This is a genomic window from Neisseria subflava, assembly GCF_024205745.1.
GTDB lineage: Bacteria > Pseudomonadota > Gammaproteobacteria > Burkholderiales > Neisseriaceae > Neisseria > Neisseria flavescens_B.
This window is the reverse complement of record NZ_CP073117.1, coordinates 1223399-1247834: the sequence shown is the minus strand read 5'-3', so window position 1 is coordinate 1247834 and position 24436 is coordinate 1223399. Positions and strand designations below refer to the sequence as shown.

The 24436-nt window shown below is 49.6% G+C and carries 21 protein-coding genes and 1 tRNA gene; 11 read left to right on the top strand and 11 right to left on the bottom strand.

All coding sequences use genetic code 11. The features are described 5' to 3' along the window. Window positions 1-60: 60 nt before the first annotated feature. Window positions 61-519: an RrF2 family transcriptional regulator gene (locus tag KCG55_RS06085; RefSeq protein ID WP_254322361.1), complete on the top strand. Its 459-nt coding sequence runs from the start codon at window positions 61-63 to the stop codon at window positions 517-519. Between the two features lie 436 nt (window positions 520-955). On the opposite strand, the gene KCG55_RS06080 is transcribed toward KCG55_RS06085, so the two are convergent. The 8 genes from KCG55_RS06080 to KCG55_RS06045 all read right to left on the bottom strand — a co-directional run bounded on the left by KCG55_RS06080 (window position 956) and on the right by KCG55_RS06045 (window position 7664). Then, window positions 956-1031: transfer RNA gene (locus KCG55_RS06080), tRNA-Ile, on the bottom strand. 93 nt (window positions 1032-1124) lie between these two features. Continuing rightward, window positions 1125-1976 carry a dihydropteroate synthase gene (gene folP / locus KCG55_RS06075; RefSeq protein ID WP_188208694.1) on the bottom strand — a complete coding sequence of 284 codons (852 nt, stop codon included), beginning with the start codon at window positions 1974-1976 and terminating at the stop codon, window positions 1125-1127. Window positions 1977-2059: 83 nt separating this feature from the next. Continuing rightward, a complete protein-coding gene (locus KCG55_RS06070) occupies window positions 2060-3721 on the bottom strand; it encodes an electron transfer flavoprotein-ubiquinone oxidoreductase (protein ID WP_254322360.1) in 1662 nt (553 codons plus the stop codon). A gap of 132 nt (window positions 3722-3853) precedes the next feature. Next, window positions 3854-4291, bottom strand: coding sequence for an ExbD/TolR family protein (locus tag KCG55_RS06065; RefSeq protein WP_254322359.1), 438 nt, complete (start codon window positions 4289-4291; stop codon window positions 3854-3856). Window positions 4292-4294: 3 nt separating this feature from the next. Beyond that, window positions 4295-4954 (bottom strand): MotA/TolQ/ExbB proton channel family protein, encoded by a 660-nt coding sequence (locus KCG55_RS06060; RefSeq protein ID WP_254322357.1) that lies wholly within the window; start codon window positions 4952-4954, stop codon window positions 4295-4297. Window positions 4955-5056: 102 nt separating this feature from the next. Next, complete coding sequence (locus tag KCG55_RS06055) at window positions 5057-5986, bottom strand: energy transducer TonB (protein ID WP_254322356.1); 930 nt, start codon at window positions 5984-5986, stop codon at window positions 5057-5059. Between the two features lie 351 nt (window positions 5987-6337). Further along, window positions 6338-7234, bottom strand: a complete 897-nt coding sequence (locus KCG55_RS06050; RefSeq protein ID WP_254322355.1) for a tyrosine recombinase XerC — start codon at window positions 7232-7234, stop codon at window positions 6338-6340. A 1-nt stretch (window position 7235) separates the two neighbouring features. Further along, window positions 7236-7664 (bottom strand): acyl-CoA thioesterase, encoded by a 429-nt coding sequence (locus KCG55_RS06045; RefSeq protein ID WP_254322354.1) that lies wholly within the window; start codon window positions 7662-7664, stop codon window positions 7236-7238. A gap of 150 nt (window positions 7665-7814) precedes the next feature. Here KCG55_RS06045 and fba point away from each other — a divergent pair, with 150 nt between their 5' ends. Together fba and KCG55_RS06035 are read left to right on the top strand one after the other, a co-directional pair. Continuing rightward, entirely contained in the window at window positions 7815-8879 is a 1065-nt protein-coding gene (gene fba, locus KCG55_RS06040) for a class II fructose-bisphosphate aldolase (RefSeq protein ID WP_254322353.1), read from the top strand. A 128-nt stretch (window positions 8880-9007) separates the two neighbouring features. Then, a complete protein-coding gene (locus KCG55_RS06035) occupies window positions 9008-9937 on the top strand; it encodes a glycosyltransferase family 2 protein (protein WP_254322351.1) in 930 nt (309 codons plus the stop codon). Between the two features lie 65 nt (window positions 9938-10002). Here the strand turns inward: KCG55_RS06035 and KCG55_RS06030 are convergent, their stop codons facing one another. Next, window positions 10003-11679 (bottom strand): formate--tetrahydrofolate ligase, encoded by a 1677-nt coding sequence (locus tag KCG55_RS06030; protein WP_070589361.1) that lies wholly within the window; start codon window positions 11677-11679, stop codon window positions 10003-10005. Window positions 11680-11858: 179 nt separating this feature from the next. On the opposite strand from KCG55_RS06030, the gene KCG55_RS06025 reads away from it, so the two are divergent. After that, the gene (locus KCG55_RS06025; protein ID WP_063076147.1) at window positions 11859-12290 is read left to right on the top strand and encodes an EamA family transporter; all 432 of its coding nucleotides are present in this window, start codon (window positions 11859-11861) and stop codon (window positions 12288-12290) included. 70 nt (window positions 12291-12360) lie between these two features. Here the strand turns inward: KCG55_RS06025 and KCG55_RS06020 are convergent, their stop codons facing one another. Further along, complete coding sequence (locus tag KCG55_RS06020; protein WP_137041143.1) at window positions 12361-13503, bottom strand: extracellular solute-binding protein; 1143 nt, start codon at window positions 13501-13503, stop codon at window positions 12361-12363. Between the two features lie 308 nt (window positions 13504-13811). Between KCG55_RS06020 and rpsT the strand changes: the two genes are divergently transcribed. From rpsT to lpxH, 6 genes are all read left to right on the top strand, one after another. After that, on the top strand, window positions 13812-14075 hold the full coding sequence (gene rpsT, locus KCG55_RS06015) for a 30S ribosomal protein S20 (RefSeq protein ID WP_002212556.1): 264 nt from the start codon (window positions 13812-13814) through the stop codon (window positions 14073-14075). A gap of 167 nt (window positions 14076-14242) precedes the next feature. Then, on the top strand, window positions 14243-15385 hold the full coding sequence (locus KCG55_RS06010; protein ID WP_254322350.1) for a phospholipase A: 1143 nt from the start codon (window positions 14243-14245) through the stop codon (window positions 15383-15385). A gap of 151 nt (window positions 15386-15536) precedes the next feature. After that, window positions 15537-16238 (top strand): DUF502 domain-containing protein, encoded by a 702-nt coding sequence (locus tag KCG55_RS06005; RefSeq protein ID WP_254322349.1) that lies wholly within the window; start codon window positions 15537-15539, stop codon window positions 16236-16238. Between the two features lie 64 nt (window positions 16239-16302). Further along, window positions 16303-18111 (top strand): aspartate--tRNA ligase, encoded by a 1809-nt coding sequence (aspS, locus tag KCG55_RS06000; protein ID WP_254322347.1) that lies wholly within the window; start codon window positions 16303-16305, stop codon window positions 18109-18111. Between the two features lie 238 nt (window positions 18112-18349). Further along, complete coding sequence (locus KCG55_RS05995) at window positions 18350-19735, top strand: PIG-L deacetylase family protein (protein WP_254322345.1); 1386 nt, start codon at window positions 18350-18352, stop codon at window positions 19733-19735. 153 nt (window positions 19736-19888) lie between these two features. Then, window positions 19889-20599 carry a UDP-2,3-diacylglucosamine diphosphatase gene (gene lpxH, locus KCG55_RS05990; RefSeq protein WP_254323642.1) on the top strand — a complete coding sequence of 237 codons (711 nt, stop codon included), beginning with the start codon at window positions 19889-19891 and terminating at the stop codon, window positions 20597-20599. A 71-nt stretch (window positions 20600-20670) separates the two neighbouring features. Here the strand turns inward: lpxH and serB are convergent, their stop codons facing one another. Then, a complete protein-coding gene (gene serB, locus KCG55_RS05985; RefSeq protein ID WP_254322343.1) occupies window positions 20671-21501 on the bottom strand; it encodes a phosphoserine phosphatase SerB in 831 nt (276 codons plus the stop codon). Between the two features lie 561 nt (window positions 21502-22062). On the opposite strand from serB, the gene KCG55_RS05980 reads away from it, so the two are divergent. Beyond that, a complete protein-coding gene (locus tag KCG55_RS05980) occupies window positions 22063-24270 on the top strand; it encodes a TonB-dependent siderophore receptor (RefSeq protein WP_254322341.1) in 2208 nt (735 codons plus the stop codon). Window positions 24271-24436: the final 166 nt, after the last annotated feature.

Here is a 24436-nt window from a genome sequence, read left to right as displayed (position 1 = left end):
AACCCTTTACCAAACACTACCCTTTTGACATATAAGAAAAAAATATTCAAAGAACCAGCCATGTATCTGACCCAACATACCGATTACGGATTGCGCGTATTGGTTTATACCGCCATCAATGATGACACCCTCGTCAATATCAGCACCATTGCCGAGACTTACAATATTTCCAAAAGCCATTTAATGAAAGTGGTTACCTCATTAGTCAAAGGCGGATTTCTGGTCAGCGTGCGCGGCAAAGGCGGCGGTTTGCGCTTGGCGGATGTTCCTGAAAAAATCAACATCGGCGCAGTCGTCCGCCATCTTGAGCCGATGCAGGTTGTCGAATGCATGGGCGACAACAACGAATGCCTTATCACCCCATCCTGCCGACTAACCGGCATCATTACCGGCGCCATCAAAGCCTTCTTCAACCATTTAGATCAATACTCCCTGCGAGATCTTCTGGACAAACCAACCTACGACATACTCTATACCCCGCGTATCCCCATCAACGAAATACGCAAAATGGTTGATTAAGTCTTCAGGTCGTCTGAAAAATAGTCCAGCTATATCGAAATAATCATCAGCCTCTCAACATAGGGCATGTGGTATTACTCGGAAAAATAAAAAATACCGTCTGAAATTAAGATTTTCATACGGCATTGATTTACAAAACACTCTACAGCTTAAATAAACGACTTTCATTTGATAGGTTAATTTTTATACCAAATATGTCGAATATAAGACAACAGAAAAACATAAAATAAGAATAATCATAGCAACCGTAAAATTTATTCTTAATATTTTCAGATAAAATTTATTGGATATTTTTTGTATTCCAAACAGCACCCTGAAAAATTTAAATTGCATAATTCCAATAAATAGATATTCAAAAAAACCTATATTCCAACCCTTCACAAACCAATAAATGCAAAAATGCCCGGAGCCAAAAGCCTCGGGCATTTTTAATATTTGGTGGGTCCGGTGGGTTTCGAACCCACGACCAAGGGATTATGAGTCCCCTGCTCTAACCCCTGAGCTACAGACCCGTCAAGAGTAAAAGCGGATTATAGCATAACTTGTTGCTTGTTCAAGATGCCGGGCAAATGTTTCAGACGGCCTGTTGGTTTTCTATTTGGGCATTATGCCGATATGCCCAATGCTTCCCAAACTTTCAAAGCGTCCGATGTTGCTTTGACATCGTGAACACGGATGATTTGCGCACCTCGGGCGACAGTGGCCAAAGCGGCTGCGACGCTGCCGTGTACGCGTTTGGCGGCATTTTGTTCGCCTGTCAGCTCGCCGATCATACTTTTGCGCGATATGCCGATCAGGAGTGGGAATCCGGTTGCGTCCATCAATTCAGGCAAATGTTGTATCAGGGTAATGTTGTGTTGCAGGTTTTTGCCGAAACCGAAGCCGGGGTCGAGCGTGATGCGTTCAGGGGCAATGCCTGCTCGAACGCATTCTGCCGCGCGTGCTTTTAAATAACGCGCGACTTCTTCGACGACATCTTGATATTGCGGATTCAGCTGCATGGTTTTGGGCAAGCCCTGCATGTGCATGAGGCACACGCCTGTCTTCGGCTGTTGCGCCAATAATGCGACTGCGCCTTCATCACTCAATGCGGCAACATCGTTGATAATATCGACGCCGCCTTGCGCCAAGGCTTTTTCCATGATTGCCGTGTGGCGCGTGTCCAAGCTGACGGGAACATTCCACTTGGCCACTTCCGCCAAAACCGGCTGCACTCTGGCCCATTCTTCTTCGAGAGAAACACCATCCGAACCCGGGCGGGTAGATTCGCCGCCGATATCAAGAATATCCGCGCCGTCTTTCAGCAGCTGCTCGGCATGTGCCAATGCTATTGAGACATTTTGCGAATAGGTGCCGCCATCGGATAATGAATCGGGGGTCAGATTGACGATGCCCATGATTTTCGGTTTGTCCAAGGCGATTTCAAATCGGCCTGCCTGCCAAATGCGTGTGTTCATAATGCGTCCATTGATGAAATAATAGGATAGAGGCTGTCTGAAATTTTTCAGACGGCCTTTAGGTTTTGACTTCAAACAGTCAATTACATTCCGCCGTAATTCGGCCCGCTTGCGCCTTCGGGACAAATCCAAGTGATGTTTTGCGTCGGGTCTTTGATGTCGCACGTTTTGCAGTGTACGCAGTTGGCGGCATTGATTTGCAGGCGCGGGCTGCCGTTTTCTTCGACGATTTCATATACACCAGCCGGACAATAGCGGGTTTCGGGCGAGGCGTATTCTTTGTAGTTTACGTCTATCATGACCTGCGGATTTTTCAGCACCAAATGGTCGGGCTGGTTTTCTTCGTGCGCAAGGTTGGCAAGGAACACGCTGCTCAAGCGGTCGAAGGTCAACACGCCGTCGGGCTTCGGATAATCAATCGGTTTGCATTCGGCTGCTTTTTTGAGCTGCTCGTTGTCTTTGCCGTGATGTTTCAAAGTCCACGGGGCTTTGCCTCTGAAAATCATCTGGTCGATACCGGTATAGATTGAGCCGAGGTAAACGCCCCATTTGAATGACGGACGGACATTGCGCGCGGCGTAAAGCTCTTGATACAGCCAGCTTTGTTCAAAACGTTGCTGATAATCCACTGCCTCTTTGCCGCTGTCGAAGCTTTCCACTTCTTCAAGGTTTTCCAACAAGGGGAACACGGCTTCTGCGGCGAGCATAGCGGATTTCATCGCAGTATGAATACCTTTGATACGCGGCATATTGAGGAAACCCGCCGCATCGCCGACCAAAACGCCGCCTTTGAACGAGAGTTTCGGCAGGCTTTGCAAACCACCTTCAATCAGCGAACGCGCGCCATACGCGATACGGCGGCCGCCTTCAAAGGTTTTGCGGATTTCAGGATGGGTTTTGAAACGTTGGAACTCTTCAAACGGCGACAGATAAGGGTTTTGATAATCCAAACCAACCACAAAGCCGACAGCGACTTTGTTGTCGTCAAAATGATAAATAAACGAGCCGCCGTAGGTTTTGCTGTCTAGCGGCCAGCCTGCACTGTGCATGACCAAACCGGGCTGATGTTTTTCAGACGGCACTTCCCAAATTTCTTTAATGCCCAAGCCGTAAGTTTGCGGCTCGCTGTTTTGGTCGAGCTTAAATTGTTCAATGACTTGCTTGGAAAGCGAGCCGCGACAGCCTTCGGCAAATATGGTTTGCTGCGCCCAAAGCTCCATGCCGGGCTGGAATGAATCGGTCGGTTCGCCGTCTTTACCTACGCCCATATTGCCGGTTGCAATGCCTTTGACCGAACCGTCTTCGTGATAAAGCACTTCGGCGGCGGCAAAACCCGGATAGATTTCCACGCCTAAATTTTCCGCCTGCTCTGCCAACCAGCGGACAACTTCGCCCAAGCTGGCGATGTAGTTCGCATGGTTGTCAAAATTAGGGGTAATCGGCAGGTTGAACGCTTTTTTCTCGGTCAGGAATACAACCCTGTCCTTCGTCACTGTGCGTGTCAGCGGCGCGCCTTTTTCTTTCCAATCAGGAATCAGCTCATTCAAAGAAATCGGATCGATGATGGCACCGGCAAGCGAGTGCGCACCGGCCTCCGAACCTTTCTCCACCACACAAACGCTGATTTCGCGTCCATTCTTTTCGGCAAGCTGCTTGAGTTTGATGGCGGCGGACAAACCCGACGGGCCTGCGCCGACAATCACGACATCATATTGCATACTGTCGCGTTCGATGGTTTCTGTCATGGCGGTTCCTGTATTGTCGTTATTGAATTTAATCCGCTAATTATACAGCCTGGACATATAGTTACCAAATACAACAAAAGGCCGTCTGAAACTTTACTCAAATTTCAGACGGCCTTTACTGTGTTCAAAAGATTATTGCGCTTTGGTTTCCGTTACAAAACCGATTTTGCTGATACCGGCTTCGCGCGCCGCTTGCAGGGCTTGGTTGACGTAATCGTATTCAACCGTTTTATCCGCCGCAATTGCCACAATCACATCTTCGTTTTTCGCTTTAGCCTCTTTCAGCTTGGCGGTTACCGTTGCCAAATCCACTTTGGTATCCGAATCGCCGCCAACGACATAAGCACCACTGGCATCAATGCTCAAACGCAAAGGATCTTTAGGCTGCTGCTTATCCTCTTTTGCTGCTTTTTCCGAAGCAGTCGGCAACTCCAAAGGAATCGAGTGGGTCAGCACCGGCATGGTAATCATAAATACAATCAGCAACACCAGCATCACGTCCACCAAAGGTGTAACGTTGATATCCGACATCGGCGCATCATCGCCGGAATTCATTGATCCGAAAGCCATGGTTTAATCCTTTTGGTTCAGAAGGCGGACATGCAGGTCATGTGCAAATGCGTCCATATCTTGCGCGATGGTTTTTGTACCGCGATTAAGGAAGTTGTACGCCAATACGGCCGGAATCGCCACAAACAGGCCAACAGCAGTCGATACCAAAGCTTCGCCAATCGGACCGGCGACCGCAGCAATGCTCATTTGGCCGCTTTCGCTGATGCCGATCAGGGCATGGTAAATACCCCAAACAGTACCCAACAGGCCGATAAACGGAGCTGTTGCACCAATAGAGGCCAAAGCGGTCATACCGTAGTCGAACTGGCGCATGGTTTGGGTCAAACTGTTACGGATGTGAACGACCAAGTATTCGTTCAAAGGCAATTCGTCAATCAGCGATTCGCTCGTCGTTTGACGGTAGTTTTGGTATGCGCGCAGAGACTCATCGGCAACACTGCTCATCGGTGCTTCTACCGCTTTGGCTTTTTGTACGGCATCAGCCAGCGTAAACGCATTCAGCATCAACTCTTTTACCTGAGCATTGCCTTTTTTCGCTTTGCGGTATTTGATGCAGCGGATCACAATGACGCTCCAAGTTACCACACTCATCAACAACATCAGGACAAATACACCAATCAGTACCACATCACCTGATTTGAAAACTAAACTTAAATCCATAATCTTTCCAAGTTAAAAATAAAATTAAAATTTCTATCGGGTCATTTAAAATCATTTCCCAACAGCATATATTTTCTAATCAATCAGCTTAGGCCTAGATACTTATTCGAGCGTGAATTTGACAGGTACTTTAAATTCAGTCCAAACGCTTGCATGACAGCTACCATCTTTAACGGCTTTACGCGCTGCATTATCCAGACGATTATAACCACTTGATTTATTCACACTGATTGAATCCACTTTACCGCCGGGACCAACCAAGACTTTCAAAACAACCAAGCCCTCTTCACCATTTTCAGTGGATAGTGAAGGATACGGAGGTCTTGGAATATGGCAGGTTCCTTTTGCAGGATTGCCTTTACTGCTGCCAACACCTGTACCACTGCCACCACCTCCGCCACCTGTGCCGGAGCCATGTTCGCCTTTCGCACCGCCGCTGCCGGATCCGCTGCCTTCGCCACGGCCGCTGCCTGTACCTTTCGTACCGCCGCCGTTACCTTTTCCTTCTCCACCCAAGGCTTTGCCTTCACCGTTACCTTTACCGTTTTCCGCAGTATTCGGTCCGGTTTTGCTGCCTGAGTATTCAGATGCTTTGGGAGATGGTTTAGGTTCCGCCTTCGGCTCTGGTTTTGGTTCAGGTTTTGGCTCGGGCTTCGGTTCAGGTTTGGGTTCCGGCTTAGGCTCGGGCTTAGGTTTTTCGATAGGTTTCGGTTTTTCCTTTTGCTGTACGATATCCGCTTTTTCTTTTTTCGTTACCACAGGTTTGATAACGGGTTTAGGCGGCTCGACAGGCTTAGGTTTGGGCTTCGGCTTGGGTTTTGGTTGTTCGGGGGTAGGCTCGGGGGCGGCAGGTGCACCTTCGCCTTCAGGGCTGCCGTCGCCACCGCCGAAATCGCCCAAATCGACAAATTCAATATTCGCCATTTCGACAGGAGGCGGTTTGTGCGCGTGCCATAAAAGTGCAACCAAGCCGACGTGAATCAACGCAACGGAAGTCACGACGGCTGGAGTTAAAATTCGTTTTTTATCCATAATTCCGTTATGTTAATAGCAACAATTCCCGTTTGCAAGTCGTTTTACAGTCAAAATAAGCATTAATGCTTATATAGAAAGTTTATAGACCTGCTGTTTTAAAGGCTGCATATCATAATATGATATTAGCTCTCATTACTAATATTATCAAACAAGCGGTCGTCTGAAAAGATAAACGGTATTGCAAAAGCCATCGTCTCTTACAATCTTTATGCCATCCGCACATCAGACCAATATTGAAACCTCATCAGACCGATAAAAATTCAAATGGTTTCAAACCATCTGTATTTTTATCCATAAAACATCAGGCCGTCTGAAAACATTCTTTCAGACGGCCTGACTCAAACAAAATCATTTTTTCCGTTTCGCCCTTGGGTGCGCTTCATCATAAACGCGCGCCAAATGGTCGAAATCCAGCTTGGTATAAACTTGCGTAGCGGAAAGATTGCTGTGTCCCAACAATTCCTGCACAGCGCGGATATCGCCCGATGCCTGCAAAAGATGGGTTGCATAGCTGTGGCGCATCATGTGCGGCGAGATATGGCTGGCACTGCCCACGCGCACCGCCCACGCCTGCAGGCGTTTTTGGATTTGACGTTGCCCCAGCCTGCCGCCGTTCTTATTGGTGAACAAGGCCTGCTCGCCCACTTTGGCAATACGCACTGCCAGATAATCACGCAATGCCGCAATGCTTTTAGCCACCAAAGGCACTTGCCGCTGCTTGCCGCCTTTACCCTTCACACTGACCCAGCCTTCGTCCAAAACGATACCGTCCAGATTCAAACCTTGTATCTCGCTCAAGCGCAAACCGCTGCCATACATCAATTCAAACATGGCCTTATCGCGCACGTCCAACTCGTCATCAACAGGCGCATGGTCAAGGATATAGTTTAAAGGTTCTTGCGGCAGCGCTTTGGGCAGGCGTTCGGGCAGGCGCGGCGCTTTCATATTAAATGTCGGGTCGCTTTCCATGACTTCTGTCTGCACCAGCCAACTGCAATACTGCCGCCACACCGACAATTTCCGCGCCAAGCTGCTTTCGCTCAAGCCCTTTTGCGACAGCTTTTTCAATACCGCCACAAAATCACGGCGCGTCGGCAGGCCGTTTTCAAGATTATCGGGCAACAGGCGCATCAACTCACTCAAATCGCGCCGATAAGCGGAAACGGTATGTTCCGACTTGCCTTGTTGCAGCAAGGTTTTCAGATAGCGTTCAAAATGGAGCGCAAAATTGTTTGATTCCGCCATTTCAGACGGCCTCCAATACCGTTTTCAATGCCGAAGGCAAACGGCAGACGCGCTGTTTGCCATAATCGAAACACACCATGCCTGTCTGCACTTTCGCCAGCACAAGGCCGTCTGAAATCCTGCGGATACGGTACAGCAAAGAAAAGCCCACACCGGCCACGCCCGACGCTCCCATTTCCACCGACAGCTCATCGCCATGATGGCCTTGCGCCAAATACTGCACCGCCGCATCCGCCATAATCAGGCCTGCCCCTCCGGCGTCCATTTCACTCCAACCCAGCTTCGCCAGCCAACGCATCCTCACTTCATGGCACAAACGCAACACCGCATCGTTCGCCAGATGACCGCCATAGTTCACATCTCCCACCTGCACCGTCAAGGCCGTCTGAAACAAAGGCTTATCACACTCGGCCACCGAAATCCTATCCATTTTGCACACCCGTTTTCAATACCACGCCATTATAAACCGAGACCCTGTTCGTTAATATATAAAAACAATGTAGCAGCTTGTAGTTTTTCATTTCAAAAAACATTATAATTTATCGGATAAATTTACCCTTCACTACTTCAGGAGCTCCTCATGGCACTCGTATCCATGCGCCAATTATTGGACCATGCTGCCGAAAACAGCTACGGTCTGCCCGCATTCAACGTTAACAACCTCGAACAGATGCGCGCCATCATGGAGGCGGCCGACCAAGTCAACGCCCCCGTTATCGTTCAAGCATCCGCAGGCGCACGCAAATACGCAGGTGCCCCATTCCTACGCCATCTGATTTTGGCCGCAGTCGAAGAATTCCCGCACATCCCCGTTGTGATGCACCAAGACCACGGCGCATCTCCTGATGTGTGCCAACGCTCTATCCAACTGGGTTTCTCCTCCGTGATGATGGACGGCTCGCTGATGGAAGACGGCAAAACTCCGTCCACCTACGAATACAACGTCAACGCCACCCGTACCGTGGTTAACTTCTCCCACGCTTGCGGCGTGTCTGTTGAAGGTGAAATCGGCGTATTGGGCAACCTCGAAACCGGCGAAGCCGGCGAAGAAGACGGCGTAGGCGCAGTGGGCAAACTTTCCCACGACCAAATGCTGACCAGCGTCGAAGATGCCGTACGTTTCGTTAAAGATACCGGCGTTGACGCATTGGCTATTGCCGTCGGCACCAGCCACGGCGCATACAAATTCACCCGTCCGCCCACAGGCGATGTATTGCGTATCGACCGTATCAAAGAAATCCACCAAGCCCTGCCTAATACCCACATCGTGATGCACGGCTCCAGCTCCGTTCCGCAAGAATGGCTGAAAGTCATCAACGAACACGGCGGCAAAATCGGTGAAACCTACGGCGTACCGGTTGAAGAAATCGTCGAAGGCATCAAACACGGCGTGCGCAAAGTCAACATCGACACCGACTTGCGCCTCGCCTCTACCGGTGCCATCCGCCGCTTCATGGCAGAAAACCCATCCGAATTCGACCCGCGCAAATACTTGAGCAAAACCGTCGAAGCCATGAAACAAATCTGTCTTGACCGCTACCTCGCATTCGGTTGCGAAGGCCAAGCAGACAAAATCAAACCGATTTCTTTGGAAAAAATGGCAACCAAATACGCCAAAGGCGAATTGAACCAAATCGTTAAATAATCCGTATATCGGATTCACACTAAGGCCGTCTAAAAACTTGGCAATAAGGTTTCAGACGGCCTTAGTTTTTGAGAAATTTATAGTAAAATCTTCCACCGACCACACATCAAAACACATCGAAAGCAAACATGAAACTCGCCGTTATTCTGCCGGCCTATTGTGCCGAAGCTTATTTGCCCGAATGCTTGGATTCGGTATTGAATCAAACATTCCGCGACTTTTTCGTCATCGCCATCAACGATGCTTCAACAGACAAAACCGGCGAAATCCTCGAGGCTTACACAGCCAAAGATTCACGTTTACAGGTTTTCCATCTTCCGGAAAATAAGGGCGAGCCGTTTGCCTGCCAATTTGCCATGGATATGCTCAAAGACGTAGAGGTCGAATATGTGGCACGAATGGACGCGGACGATATTTGCGCCTTGGATCGTTTTGAAAAACAGATTCAGTTTTTAGACAGCCATCCCGAAATCGATATTGTCGGCAGCCAAGCCACCATCTTTTTCAACGACCAAACCGGAAGAGAACCCGTTTTAAGCGACCTCCCCCTGCTCGACAAAGACATTAAAGCCTTTCTCTCCTTTGCCGCCCAAAACATGTTCAACCCCACAACCATGTGGCGGCACGACAGTATTAAAAACCTCGGGATAAACTACACCGCGACAGAAACTGCGCCCGATTTCCATATGTGGGTGCAATGCGCCCTACATGGAAAAACCTTTGCCAACCTGCCCGAGCCTTTATTGTCTTACAGGATACACACCGCTCAAGAAAGCAAAAAAAGAGACAAAATCAACAGATCCGTCCAATACACCATGGAATTATGGTTCAGCCACCTTTTCCCTGAATTAAACCCAGTAGAAGTCACTCTCTTAAGTCGAATCTTGCATGAAAAGCAACTGCGTTTAACCACCGAAGAACTGAAAACCATTTTTGCCGCTTATGACAGAATCAGCAAAGACCGCAGCATCTCTTTGTTTGGCGAAGACCGCAATACGTTGTTCGGTATGATAGACCAGTTCTTCAATTTCTTAAAAAGCCGGTTGAAATTCACTTAAATCATAAAAGGCCGTCTGAAACCTCGGTTTCAGACGGCCTTTATCTATTTCAATATCAATCTAAATCAGAACAAGCCGTGAATCACTCCTTCTGCGTCCACATCGATTTTCTCGGCAGCCGGAACTTTCGGCAGACCCGGCATTTTCATCATATTGCCGCACAATGCAACGATGAAGCCTGCACCGGAAGAAACGGTAATGCCGCGTACGGTAATGCGGAAGCCTTCGGGGCAGCCCAAAAGTTTGGCGTTGTCGCTCAAAGAATATTGGGTTTTCGCCATGCAGACCGGCATTTTGTCCAAGCCCAGTTTTTCCAGTGAAGCGATTTCGGCAGACGCTTCCGCGCTGAAATCAACATCTTCCGCGCCGTACACTTTTTGAGCAATCGCACGGATTTTGTCTTTAATGCTCAACTCAACATCGTAGGCAAAGCCAAAGTTATTCGGTTGATTTTCGATGGCGTTGACAACTTTGTGCGCCAAGTCTGCACCACCTGCGCCGCCTTTGCCCCATACTTCAGTCAAAGAAACTTCAACGCCGTGTTCCGCGCAAGCTTTTTCAATCATAGCCAACTCGGCATCAGAGTCGGATACGAAGCGGTTGATGGCAACCACCACAGGCAGGCCGAATACGTTTTTCAGATTGGAAATGTGTTTCAAGAGATTAGGCAGACCTTTTGCCAAAGCGTCGAGGTTTTCTTCGCCGAGGTTGGCACGTTCTACGCCGCCGTTGTATTTCAACGCGCGGACAGTGGCGACAACGACAGCCGCATCAGGTTTCAAATCTGCCAGACGGCATTTGATGTCGCAGAATTTTTCCGCACCCAAATCCGCGCCGAAGCCTGCTTCGGTTACGGCGTAATCGGCAAGGTGTTTCGCCAGTCGGGTGGCGGTAACGGAGTTGCAGCCGTGGGCGATGTTGGCGAACGGGCCGCCGTGTACAAAGGCCGGCGTACCTTCGATGGTTTGCACCAAGTTAGGCTTAATCGCATCTTTGAGCAATGCCGCCATCGCGCCATTCGCTTTCAAATCTTTGGCGTAAACGGGGCTGCCGTCTTTGGCGTAGGCGACGAGGATGTTGCCCAAACGCTCTTTTAAATCGCTGATGTCTTTAGCAAGACAGAATACCGCCATCACTTCGGACGCAACGGTAATGTCAAAACCGTCGGGACGCATCACGCCGTCAACAGGTTTGCCCATGCCGTCGATGATGTTGCGCAACTGACGGTCGTTCATATCGACCACGCGACGCCACAGCACGCGTTTCGGATCGATGTTCAACTCGTTGCCTTGGTAGATGTGGTTGTCGAGCATGGCGGCGAGCAAGTTATTCGCCGCGCCGATGGCATGGAAGTCTCCAGTAAAGTGCAGGTTGATGTCTTCCATCGGCAAAACTTGAGCATAGCCGCCGCCTGCCGCACCGCCTTTAACACCAAACACCGGACCCAAAGAAGGCTCGCGCAGGGCGATAACCGAGTCTTTGCCGATATGGCGCAACGCGTCCGCCAAACCGATGGTTACAGTGGTTTTACCTTCGCCCGCCGGAGTCGGGTTGATGGCGGTAACCAAAATCAGACGGCCTTGTTTTTGCGGCAGTTTGAACGCTTCGGCAGGGTTGATTTTAGCTTTGTAGTGACCATAGGGCTCGATGTTGTCAACGTTCAAACCCAGCTTGGCGGCAATTTCACCAATCGGGCGCATGGTGGAAGACTGGGCAATTTCAGCATCGGTTTTGAAGCTCATGATTTTCCTTTATTGAGAGAGGGAAAGGCCGTCTGAAACAATACCATTAAAGACAGCTGGAAGAAAAAGAATATTAGTTCTATTATAGCGTTTTCCAAAGACAAACCGCAGTGAAAATTTTGATATTTCCTCAACAAGCGGATTCATATTGTCAACAATTTGAAACAAAGGAATAAAACATGAGCAGCAACGCATGGCTGTTTTGGGCATTGGCATCGGCAGGCTTCGCCTCATTGACTGCCATTTTTGCCAAAATGGGTTTGCAGGGCATAGATTCGGATTTCGCCACCTTTATCCGCACCTTGGTCATCCTCGCCGCTTTGGTACTGTTTTTAACCTACACCGGCAAATGGCAGGGCGTGAACGGCTTTACCGGCCGCAACTGGACATTCCTCATCCTATCCGGCCTCGCCACCGGCGCCTCTTGGCTCGCCTACTTCAAAGCCCTGCAACTGGGCAACGCCTCGCAAGTTGCACCCGTCGATAAATTCAGCCTGGTCTTAGTCGCTCTGATGGCTGTCGTTTTCTTAGACGAACGCCCAAGCACGCAGGAGTGGGTAGGTTTAGGCTTGGTAACCGCAGGCGTATTGACTTTGGCTTTGAAACGATAAAGATTGGGACATCAAAAAAGGCCGTCTGAAAAAATTCAGACGGCCTTCGTTTCAAACAATCAGCTCAATATTAATTTGAACCGACTTTGATTTTTTGCCACAAGTTGACAGACAGTTTTTTCGCATCTGCGCTCATTTGAGGCATGACGAAACCGTCTTTCATATCTTGCTCGTTCGGGAAAATAGAACGTGTGTTCACCAGCTCGGCAGGCATTTTTTCGCGTGCAGGTTTGCTGGCCGGCGCGAAGGTTACGGCGATACCGTTTTTCGCAGCCACTTCGGGATCCAGCGTGTAGTTGATGTACTTGTGGGCATTGACGACGTTTTTCGCATCGGCCGGAATCAGCCAAGATTCAATCCAGAAGCCCATGCCTTTCGGAGTCAACACTTCGATGCCGACATTGTTTTTCACTTCTTCAGAACGCGCTTTGGCCAAATTCAAGTCGCCGCCGTTACCTGCCGCCAAGCAGATGTCGCCGCGCGCCAATTCGTCAATGATGGAAGGGCTGAAACGTTTCACGTCAGGACGGATGGTTTTCAAAACTTCCGCCGCCGCTTTCAAATCTTCAGGATTCGAGCCTTTAGGATCTTTACCCAAGTAGTTCAACAAGATTGGGAACATTTCGCTCGGAGTATCCCACAAAGCGATACCGCAAGATTTCAGCTTATTGGTGTATTCAGGTTTAAACAGCAAATCCCAGCCGTTTTCAGGCAGCTTGCCGCCCAAAAGCTCTTTACCTTTCGCAGTAATCGCCAAAGTGTTCACACCGGAGAAATAAGGAACGGCGTATTGATTGCCCGGGTCGGCGGTTTCCAACATCTTCAGTAATTCAGGGTCGATATTTTTGTAGTTCGGAATCAGATCCTTATTAATTTTTTGGTATGCACCTGCCTCAATTTGGCGCGGCAGGAAGGCAATACCGGGCACAACCAAGTCATAGCCGGATTTACCGGTCAGCATTTTGGCTTCCAGCGTTTCGTTGTTTTCATACAAATCGTAAGTCAGCTTCAAATTATTGGCTTTTTTGAAGTCTTCGACTGTACTTTCGTCAACGTAGTTTGACCAGTTGTAAATATTCAAAGTATCGGTAGCGGCTGCCTCGGCATTGGCAGCAGGCGCGCTGCCTGCTTGAGGTTGCTCGGCTTTTTTCTCGCCACCGCCGCACGCGGCCAAAGACAATGCGGCCAATACGGCTAATACAGATTTTTTCATACGGGCAGATTCCTGATGAAAGAGTGGTTAATGTCAATAAATAAGAAACCCTGCACCCCATAAACACCCCGGCGCAGAGTTAGGCTATTGTAATGGAAACGTAAGCAAACGAAAAGCAATATCCATCTGATTTTTATTGAAATAAGGCAAAGCAACATCATCTTTTTCCCAAAAGCGTTGCACCGGCTGTCGTTTTTGGGCAAAATACGGCTGATTTGCGCGCGTTTATAGAGAAAAAGCTTGCACACAAGGAAATCTGTCTTTAAAATTGCGCGTTTACAGAATTTATTTTTCAGGAGATATTCAATATGGCAAACAGCGCACAAGCCCGTAAACGTGCCCGCCAGTCGGTTAAACAACGCGCCCACAACGCCAGCCTGCGTACTGCATTCCGTACCGCTGTGAAAAAAGTGTTGAAAGCAGTTGAAGCCGGCGACAAAGCTGCTGCTCAAGCAGTTTACCAAGAATCCGTTAAAGTCATCGACCGCATTGCTGACAAAGGCGTATTCCACAAAAACAAAGCAGCCCGTCATAAAAGCCGTCTGTCTGCTAAAGTAAAAGCTTTGGCTTAATACTGACGCAGATGCCGGAAATCCTGACAACCAAAGCAGGATAATCGAGCTGATACGATGCCCCTGAGGTCTTGCCTTTCAGGGGCATTGCCGTATTCACAATTCAAACCGACTGAATAAACCATTTACCCTCTCATCAGGCCGTCTGAAAAACAACGGAAACTCTCATGAACAAGATGTTGAAACATTCCCTAAGTATCGGATTCATTGCTGCCGCCCCACTGGCCGCCGCCGATACCGCCGCCCTACACTGCACCACCATTCAAGACAATGCCACCCGTTTGGCGTGTTACGACAACATCTACTCGGCGCAATTCCCCCCTCAATCCCCACTGCCGCAAGCGCAAACCGAAACCGCCAAAACACCGGTTGACCTCGAACAAAGCGTCCGCAAGAGCATTGAGAAAAAAGAAGCGGCCATCGTATTCGACAACCCTACCCATCCGAATATTTCAGACGACGTATTAAGCGAAACTGCCGACAGCTACACGCCTTTAAGCCTGATGTACGATTTGGATAAAAACGACACACGCGGCCTGTTGAGCGTACGCGAGCATAATCCTATGTACCTCATGCCCGTTTGGTACAACAGCAGCCCCAACTACTACCCGGAATCCCCCAGTCGCGGCGTAACCACGCAGGAAAAATTCAGCGAGCAGAAACGCCTCGAAACCAAAATGCAGGTTTCCTTCAAAAGCAAGATTGCCGAAGATTTATTCAAAACCCGTGCCGATGTATGGTTTGGCTACACCCAAAAATCCGACTGGCAAATCTTCAACCAAGGCCGCAAATCCGCACCGTTCCGCAATACCGACTACGAGCCCGAAATCTTCATTACCCAACCCGTTAAAGCAGACCTGCCTTTCGGTGGCAAACTGCGTATGGTTGGCGCAGGTTTTGTTCACCAGTCCAACGGTCAAAGCCGCCCCGAATCCCGCTCATGGAACCGGGTTTACGCCATGGCAGGCATGGAATGGGGCAAGCTGACCGTCATTCCTAGAGTTTGGATGCGCGCCTTCGACCAAAAAGGAGATGACGACGACAATCCGGACATCAACAAATACATGGGCTACGGCGACTTGAAAGTCCAATACCGCTTCAACGATAAGCAAAATGTTTATTCCGTCCTGCGTTACAACCCCAAAAGCGGACGCGGTGCCGTTGAAGCTGCTTATACCTTCCCAATTAAAGGCAAACTCAAAGGCGTTGTCCGCGGTTTCCACGGCTACGGCGAAAGCCTGATTGACTACAACCACAAACAAAACGGCATCGGCTTCGGCCTGATGTTCAACGACTGGGACGGAATCTAATTCCCCCCATATTGTTCAGACGGCCTGTGCAATCAAGGCGGCCGTCTGAAACAATAAAACAAAACAAGCCATTCGTTTAAAATACTCGTTTCCTAGCGCCCAAACGCGTATAATGCAAAGTTTGGGCAAAACTTGCCGGAATGAAACAAAGATGACAGAAGCCGCAGCCGAAAGCGGAAAAATCGCCAAGGCTTTAAAGAAATACCTGATTACAGGCGTACTGGTTTGGTTGCCGATTGCCGTAACCATCTGGGCGATGACCTACATCATATCCGCCGCCGACAGACTGATCAGCCTATTGCCGGAAAGCTGGCAGCCCCAGCATTTCTGGGGATTTAATGTACCCGGTTTGGGCATTGTTGCCGCCACCGTCGTCTTGTTCGTTACCGGCGTATTTGCCGCCAACGTTTTAGGCAGACGGATTCTCGGCGCGTGGGACAGCCTTTTGGGACGCATTCCCGTCGTCAAATCCATCTACTCCAGCGTTAAAAAAGTTTCCGAATCCCTACTCTCCGACAGCAGCCGCTCGTTCAAAACCCCCGTACTGGTTCCCTTTCCGCAACCGGGCATTTGGACGATAGCCTTTGTTTCCGGCCATATCCCCGACAAACTCAAAGGCAGCCTGCCGCAAGATGACGACTATATTTCCGTTTACGTCCCAACCACGCCCAACCCGACCGGCGGCTATTACATCATGGTTAAAAAAAGCGACGTTCGCGAGCTGAACATGAGTGTGGATCAGGCATTGAAATATGTAATTTCGCTGGGCATGGTGATGCCGGACGACTTACCGGTTAAAGCCCTACCCGCTCAAAAACCGTCTAAAGACGGTGATACCGAACATAACAATTAAGGTCTTCTTTTTTCAGACGGCCTTTCCTTCTTTTTCAAATTGAACAATATAAAAAGGTGATTTTATGCGTACCAACTATTGCGGCCTTATCAGCGAGCAATACTTAGACCAAACCGTTACCGTCAAAGGCTGGGTACACCGCCGACGCGACCACGGCGGTGTGATTTTTATCGACCTGCGCGACCGCGAAGGCATCGTTCAAGTCGTTATCGACCCTGACACTCCGGAAGCATTTGCCGCTGCCGATTCTTCCCGCAACGAATACGTTTTGAGCATTACCGGCCGCGTACGCAACCGTCCTGAAGGTACCACCAATGACAAAATGATTTCCGGCAAAATCGAAATTCTTGCCAAAGAAATCGAAGTCTTGAACGCTGCCGCTACGCCTCCGTTCCAAATCGACGATGAAAACATCAGCGAAAACGTTCGCCTGACCAACCGCGTTATCGACTTGCGCCGTCCTACTATGCAACGCAACCTGCGTCTGCGTTACCAAGTCGCTATGGGCGTTCGCCGCTACTTGGACGCACAAGGCTTCATCGATATCGAAACTCCGATGCTGACCCGCTCCACTCCGGAAGGCGCACGCGACTATCTCGTACCAAGCCGCGTTCATCCGGGCGAATTCTTCGCTCTGCCGCAATCTCCACAATTGTTCAAACAATTGCTGATGGTGGCCGGTTTCGACCGTTACTACCAAATTACCAAATGTTTCCGTGACGAAGACTTGCGTGCCGACCGCCAACCTGAATTCACTCAAATCGACTTGGAAACCTCGTTCCTGAACGAGGATGAAATCATGGACATCACCGAAGGCATGGCCAAACAAGTCTTCAAAGATGCCTTGAACGTAGATTTAGGCGACTTCCCACGCATGCCTTACTCTGAAGCCATGTTCTACTACGGCTCTGACAAACCGGATATGCGCATCAACCTGAAATTTACCGAGTTGACCGACCTGATGAAAACGGAAGAATTCAAAGTCTTCCGTGGCGCAGCTGACATGAAAGGTGGCCGAGTGGTCGCTCTGCGCGTGCCTAACGGCGCGAAATTCAGCCGCAAAGAAATTGATGAGTACACTAAATTTGTCGGCATCTACGGCGCGAAAGGTCTGGCATACATCAAAGTAAACGATGTGAGCAACCTCTCCAACGGCGAAGACAGCGGCCTGCAATCTCCAATCGTGAAATTCCTGTCCGAAAACGCCCTGAAAGAAATCATTGCGCGTACCGGCGCGCAAAACGGCGACATCATCTTCTTCGGTGCGGACAAAACCAAAGTCGTGAACGAAGCCATCGGCGCATTGCGCATTAAAGTCGGCTTGGAACACGGCAAAGACAACGGCTACTTCGTAGACGAATGGAAGCCTTTGTGGGTGGTCGACTTCCCAATGTTCGAATACGACGAAGAAGCTGACCGCTACGTTGCCGTACACCATCCGTTTACCGCTCCTAAAGAAGGTCATGAAGACCTGATGGTTTCCGACCCTGCAAACTGCTTGGCCCGCGCCTACGACATGGTATTGAACGGCTGGGAAATCGGCGGTGGCTCTATCCGTATCCACCGCGCAGACGTACAAGAGAAAGTATTTGCCGCGCTGAAAATCAGTCCTGAAGAGCAACAAGAGAAATTCGGCTTCCTCTTGGACAACCTGAAATTCGGTGCGCCTCCTCACGGCGGCCTTGCATTCGGTCTCGACCGTCTGGTTACCCTGATGACCGGTGCCGAATCTATCCGCGACGTGATTGCCTTCCCGAAAACACAACGTGCACAATGTCTGCTGACAAATGCACCTAATGTGGTCGACGACAAACAACTTCGCGAGTTGGGCCTGCGTCTGCGTCAGAAAACAGTTGAAACAAAAGAAGCATAATTTACCGGCTTAACCTTTAAAATATCAAGGCCGTCTGAAATTTTTGAAATTTCTTTCAAATTTTTCAGACGGCCTTTCTACATTTTAGTCGTTTATATATAATCAACCCGCAAACTGTTTTATTTTAAATGTTCACTTTAATGACGTTAGGGTGTGAAAATTAACCGTTTGTAATAAAAACAAACAAATAATCTTCGCAAGCAATATCATAGCTGTTATACGATAAAGGAACCTGACAATGTTTCTAATACTAACGGGGCTGATACTGACTTTTTTTGTTACATTGCTTATTATTACTTCAATTATTCATAAAAAACAGTTTGCCTACAACACACACCAAGACTATAACTATCCCTCCCTTCCCTCTACCGCGCATGCTACCCTCAAGGGTGGCAGCCTGACTTTACCCGCTGCTATCAGCGGACAAGATACCGTTATTGCCAAAATCCGTATCAAATCCACTTGGGCAGGATTGCTGGTATTGCCTTTTGTGGAAACCATTTCATCTAAAGGCAAATGGAAGCAATATTTCGAGTACGGTGCAAAAGGCGTGCGCTATATCAATCTGAGCGATACTTTCTCCGACAGCGACAAAACCATCCGCCTGGAAGGCAAATACCTAACCTTGCCCGACCAAGAAATCGAACTCTCTGTTTATCCGCGTGAAAACCTCGACGGCAAAAAAATCCTTGTCCTCGCGCCTCATGCTGACGATGCTGAACTCAGCGCATACGGTTTGTACGAAAAACACGCCGCCAATTCAATGATCTGCACCTTAACCGCCAGCGAAGGCGGCAGCTTCCACTATGGCAATCTTTACGGCCAATGCGACTGCGACACTCAGGCACAATATCTGCAAAAAGGCAGGATGCGCGTTTGGAACAGCCTGACCGTTCCCCTTTTAGCCGGAGTGCCGTCTGAAAATATCCTGCAACTGGGCTACTTCGACAGCACATTGACCGCCATGCGCCAAAATCCGGAAAAAGAGATTAAATCGACCAAAATCGATACGACCGACGTCGACATTTTCCGCCGTGCCAACACCTCCTCATTGGCGCAACAACTCAAGCCCGGCTCAACCTGGAACAGCTTGGTGGACAATCTCGGCTACCTGATAGAAACATTCCAGCCGGACATTATCGTGTCGCCTTCCCCCAATATTGACACGCATCCCGACCACCAACACACAACGCTGGCCGCCATCGAAGCCCTGCGCAAAATCAATTACCGCCGCGGCAATCTGTTTTTGCACACCATCCATTATCTGAGCGACGACTTCCCAATCGGCAAAGTAGGCTCTTCCCTCAGCCTGCCACCGCTTGCCGAACAGCCGTTTTACTTCCAAAGCATCTATTCCCATCCTTTGGACAAAGAGGAGCAAAACCGCAAACTCCTCGCCCTTGACGCCATGAACGACATCCGCCCCAATTCAGACGGCTATATGCGTTGGAGCACCATGATATTCAAAGGCCTAAACAAACTGCGGCACCACGTCCTCCACATCGACAAAGACTTGGTCAACCGCTTTGTCCGCAGCAACGAATTCTTCTATAGCGTCCCCATTACCGACCTGTACCAAGAAGAGACGCTGAAAAAAATCACCTATCAGGGCAAAGCCCAATAAACCATAAAGGCCGTCTGAAAAGATGTTTCAGACGGCCTTTATCACACCCAATCAAAACAACAAAATCACCGCATTACAAACGAAAAACACCAAGCCCAAATCCAAACGCGACAACCCAAGTTATAATAAAACCCTTCCCATACGCCCCACATCATCATGCCGATTTACTTCATCGCCGATTTGCACCTGAGCGAATCCCATCCTCAGTTGACCGCTCTCTTCCAAAAATTTATCCAAGAAAAAGCCGCCCGCGCCCAAGCCGTGTACATCCTCGGCGACCTTTTCGATTTTTGGATCGGCGATGACGAAAACAGCCCTTTGGTGCAAACCATCAAGCAAACCATCCGTAGCCTGACCGAGCGCGGCGTCGCCTGCTATTTTATCCATGGCAACCGCGACTTCCTCATCGGCAAAACCTTCGCCCGCGATACCGGCATGACCTTACTGCCCGAGTACACCGTGATTGACCTATTCGGCATGCCCACCCTACTCTGTCACGGCGACACCCTCTGCACCGACGACCATTCTTATCAAAAATTCCGCCGTACCGTCCATCAAAAATGGCTGCAACGCCTGTTCCTGCTCCTGCCGCTCACACTCCGACTGAACATCGCCACCAAAATCCGCAAGCAGAGCAAACAGGACAAGCAACACAAAACTGCCGACATCATGGACGTCAATCCAGCCTTTACCCACGAAACCGTCCAACGCTTCCACACGCCCCTGCTCATCCACGGTCATACCCACCGCGAAAACATCCATCGTAACGCCGATTACACCCGCATCGTACTCGGCGACTGGCGCGACAATTACGCCTCCATTCTCGAAGTCGATGCCGAAGGCTACCGTTTTATCGCCTTATAAAACATCAGGCCGTCTGAAAACCGGTTTCCCGATTGTTCAGACGGCCTGACTGACAAACATCCTCAAACGGTTTACGCAAACCAACCGCGTATCCGCTCCAAACCACCAAAGCGCACACACGCATCCGCATTCGCTTCGGTTTTCGGTTTCGCCCGATAAGCAATGCCGAATCCCGCCTCCCGTATCATCGGAATATCGTTCGCACCATCACCCATAGCCACCACCTGCCACGAAGCCAAACCCAGACGTTCACGGTATTCACGCAATAAATCCGTCTTAGCCTGCGCATCGATAATCCGCCCTTTCAGACGGCCTGTCAGCTTGCCGTTTTCCACTTCCAACACATTCGCAAAATGGAAATCTAAGCCCAAACGCTGTTGCAGACGTTCCGTAAAGAACGTAAATCCGCCCGACACCAGCATAAACTTCACATCATTCCGTTTGCACTCTTCCAACAAAAATTCCGCGCCCAGCGACAGCTGCAACACATTCTCGTACACCTCTTCCAACACGCGCTCGTCCAAACCGGCCAGCAAAGCCACACGCTTACGCAAAGACTGCTCAAAGTCCAGCTCGCCGCGCATCGACTGCTCCGTAATCGCTGCCACCTCATCCTTCAACCCGACACCGGCCGCAATCTCATCCACACACTCAATCGTAATCAGCGTCGAATCCATATCGCTGACAATCAGTCCCAAATCAGCAAAAGCCACATCCGGCAACACCGCGCCATCTATCTGCTGCGCAATCAACGCCGCACGCATCTCGTCCGTCAATTCAAAATCATCATCAACCGGCACACGCAACACCGACTTCCCTGATGGCGCAGACACCAAACCGCCAAATGCCGACCAGTCGCAAGCGCCCAAATCCCCATGTTGCAACACCAAAACTTTCTTCATCTCATTCTCCTCATACCCCAAGACCTTTACAAACATATCGGGTACACATTCAGTCTAAAACAACGAAACCGTATTTTTGCAAAGGCCTTAAAAAACCAAAACAGCATTATAGCCGAACAACCCCGGCAATTTTCAGACGGCCTGTAAACAATTCAACTAGAGCTACCAATACCAATCCCTGCATCAACTAAACAAGTCATGACTCAAAAATTTGATTTAGGACAAGCTGTTTAAAAAACTTTGCAAGCAACAGACAACTTGTTATTGCTTTTTCTTACAGTTTCGATATAGTTCTTTATGGCTAGTTTGGCACTACCCCTTATATCTAGCTTTCATTGCATTACCACCTCCATTCGTTGCCAACGGCTCCCTTTCCGATGGCAACCTTTTTTTGACCCGATGGGTTGACAATATTAAAATTGAATCAAATAAAATGATTCGAGGATTTATATTTAATTATTAAAACAAAACGGCTTATAAAAAATAACGGCTCAATTTAAACAGATATTGCTGCCAATATTTAAAAACAAACAGACCTTTCTTTATCAAGGACCTCATAAAATGCATCATTCTAAGAAACTATTCAAACTAAGCACACTTGCCCTCTACCTTGCTGCATTACCCCAAGCCGCACAAGCTGCCGAAGAGATACAACAGGCTGAAGTGGAGCAAGTTACCGTAGTGGGTAAAAACAAAAGCCTGCGCACTGAAAGTCAAAACAGCTACACCGTATCCGCCCTGCGCTCAACCACAGGGCTGGTGCTCTCTCCGCGGGAAATTCCCCAATCTGTCAGCGTCATTACTAAAAAACAAATTGAAGACCAGGGCATCACCGACTTAGAAGGTGCGTTGCAAAACGCTACGGGCATCAATGTTTTCAAAAGCGGCGGACGCACGCATTTCATGTCGCGCGGCTATTTTATCGAACAGTTTGAAGAAGACGGCATTGCCACGCAACTCGGCTCTCCCGGCGGATTCGGCTTAGGCGGCCCGGCCGGCGACCCGACCAGTGCAACTGATATGGCAATGTACGACCACATTGAAGTGGTGCGCGGTGCGGCAGGTTTGACACAGGCAAACAACGAACCCGGCGGCACGGTAAACGCCGTCCGCAAAAAGCCGACTGCAAAACGCCAGCTTTCCGCCGATTTGATGGCAAACTCATGGGGCAAAGTAAACAGCGTCTTTGATGCATCCGGCACCTTAAGCCAAGAACACGGCCTACGCGGACGCTTTGTCGGCTCGGTTGGCAGCAACAAAACCTTCAAAGACCAATCCGGTGGCCGCGACGTCCTTCTGTATGGCGTAATGGACAAAGACATCGGCGACAACAGCAAACTTACTTGGGGCGCAAGCTATCTCAACCAAACCGAAACACCCGATCCGGACGGCCTGCCTATGCGTGCAGACGGCAAAGAGTGGAAACGCAGCCGCTATCTGGGTGCGGATTGGAACGAAGCCCGCCTGAAAAAATACAATCTTTTTACCGAGTTTGAACATTATTTCAACGACAACTGGAAACTGAGCAGCAAGTTGGACTGGCGTAAGAACACCAGTTCAAAAGAATATTACACGCTGGGCGGCACAGGTAACGGCATCGGTACAGACGGCCTGGGAACCACATACAGCTTCGACCGTTACGATGCTGGCAACCGCCAGTTCACTTTCCAAAACAACCTGACCGGCCGCATCTTTGCTTTCGGCCAAAATCACGATCTCTTCTTCATGCACAGCTATTCCAAAGAGAACGTGAACTCAAGCAACCGCTGGTTTGATGACAGCAGTACCTATGACGCAGATGCCTTTAACGGCAGCGAAAAAGCCAAACCCGATTGGGATTCCGCCACAGCCAAAGCCCGTGGCGGTGACGGCCGTTATACTACCCATGCCTTTGGTTTGGGCGCGCGCATCAATCCTACCGACAAACTGCACATCATCGCAGGCGGACGCTATACCAGCTGGAAACGCGACTTCTATTGGGATCGCGACCTCAAAGACGGGGTAGCAGGTTCATCAGACTCGCTCAAACGCAACCGCTTCGTTCCTTATGCCGGCATCACTTACGACATCACGCCTAAACAAAGCGTTTACGCCGCCTATACGTCCATCTTCAAACAAACGATGAACCGCGACTACAACGACAACCTGCTGCCTCCGATTATGGGACGCAACTACGAACTCGGCTGGAAAGGCGAATGGAACGAAGGCCGTCTGAACACCTCGGTCGCCCTCTACCGCACCGACAAAGACAACAACAACCAACGCGTCAATGCCAAACCGCACGCCTACTGGGAACCGCTCAACCAAAGCAGCCGTGGACTGGACGCCGAAATCTCCGGCAGCCTGAGCGACCGTTGGCAAGTTTACGCAGGCTACACCTTCAACCGCAGCACCAACCGCAGCAGCGTTACCGGCAATGTTGAATCGCGCCAAAAAGGCTACAACTTCAGCAGCCATACGCCGAAGCATATGTTCCGCCTCTACACCAGCTATGTCCTGCCGGTGGATGACGGCAAATGGACGGTCGGTCTTGGCTTGAAGAGCAGCAGCAAAACCGCCAATTCCTACGGCTCCATCAAGCAAGGCGGCTACACCATTTGGAATACCAACGTCCAATACCGTCCGAGCAAAAACCTGCAACTGGGACTGGCAATCAACAACCTGACCGACAAACGCTACTACGAAAACCAATACAGCCGTGCCGCCAACAGCGGCAACTTCTACGGCGAACCGCGCAATGCCGTGTTCAGCCTGAAATGGAAGATGTAGTCCGTCTGCGGTAGCAAAATTTTAAAAAAAACAATAACTAAATCATATTCGGCAATCTACCCGACCTGCTCCTGACAGACAGGGAACAATTGCCGTTGTTGTAAAAGTAAGGGGTCGTCTGAAAACTGCCGTTTGAGTTTTCGGACGACCCCTTTTTCCATAAAAA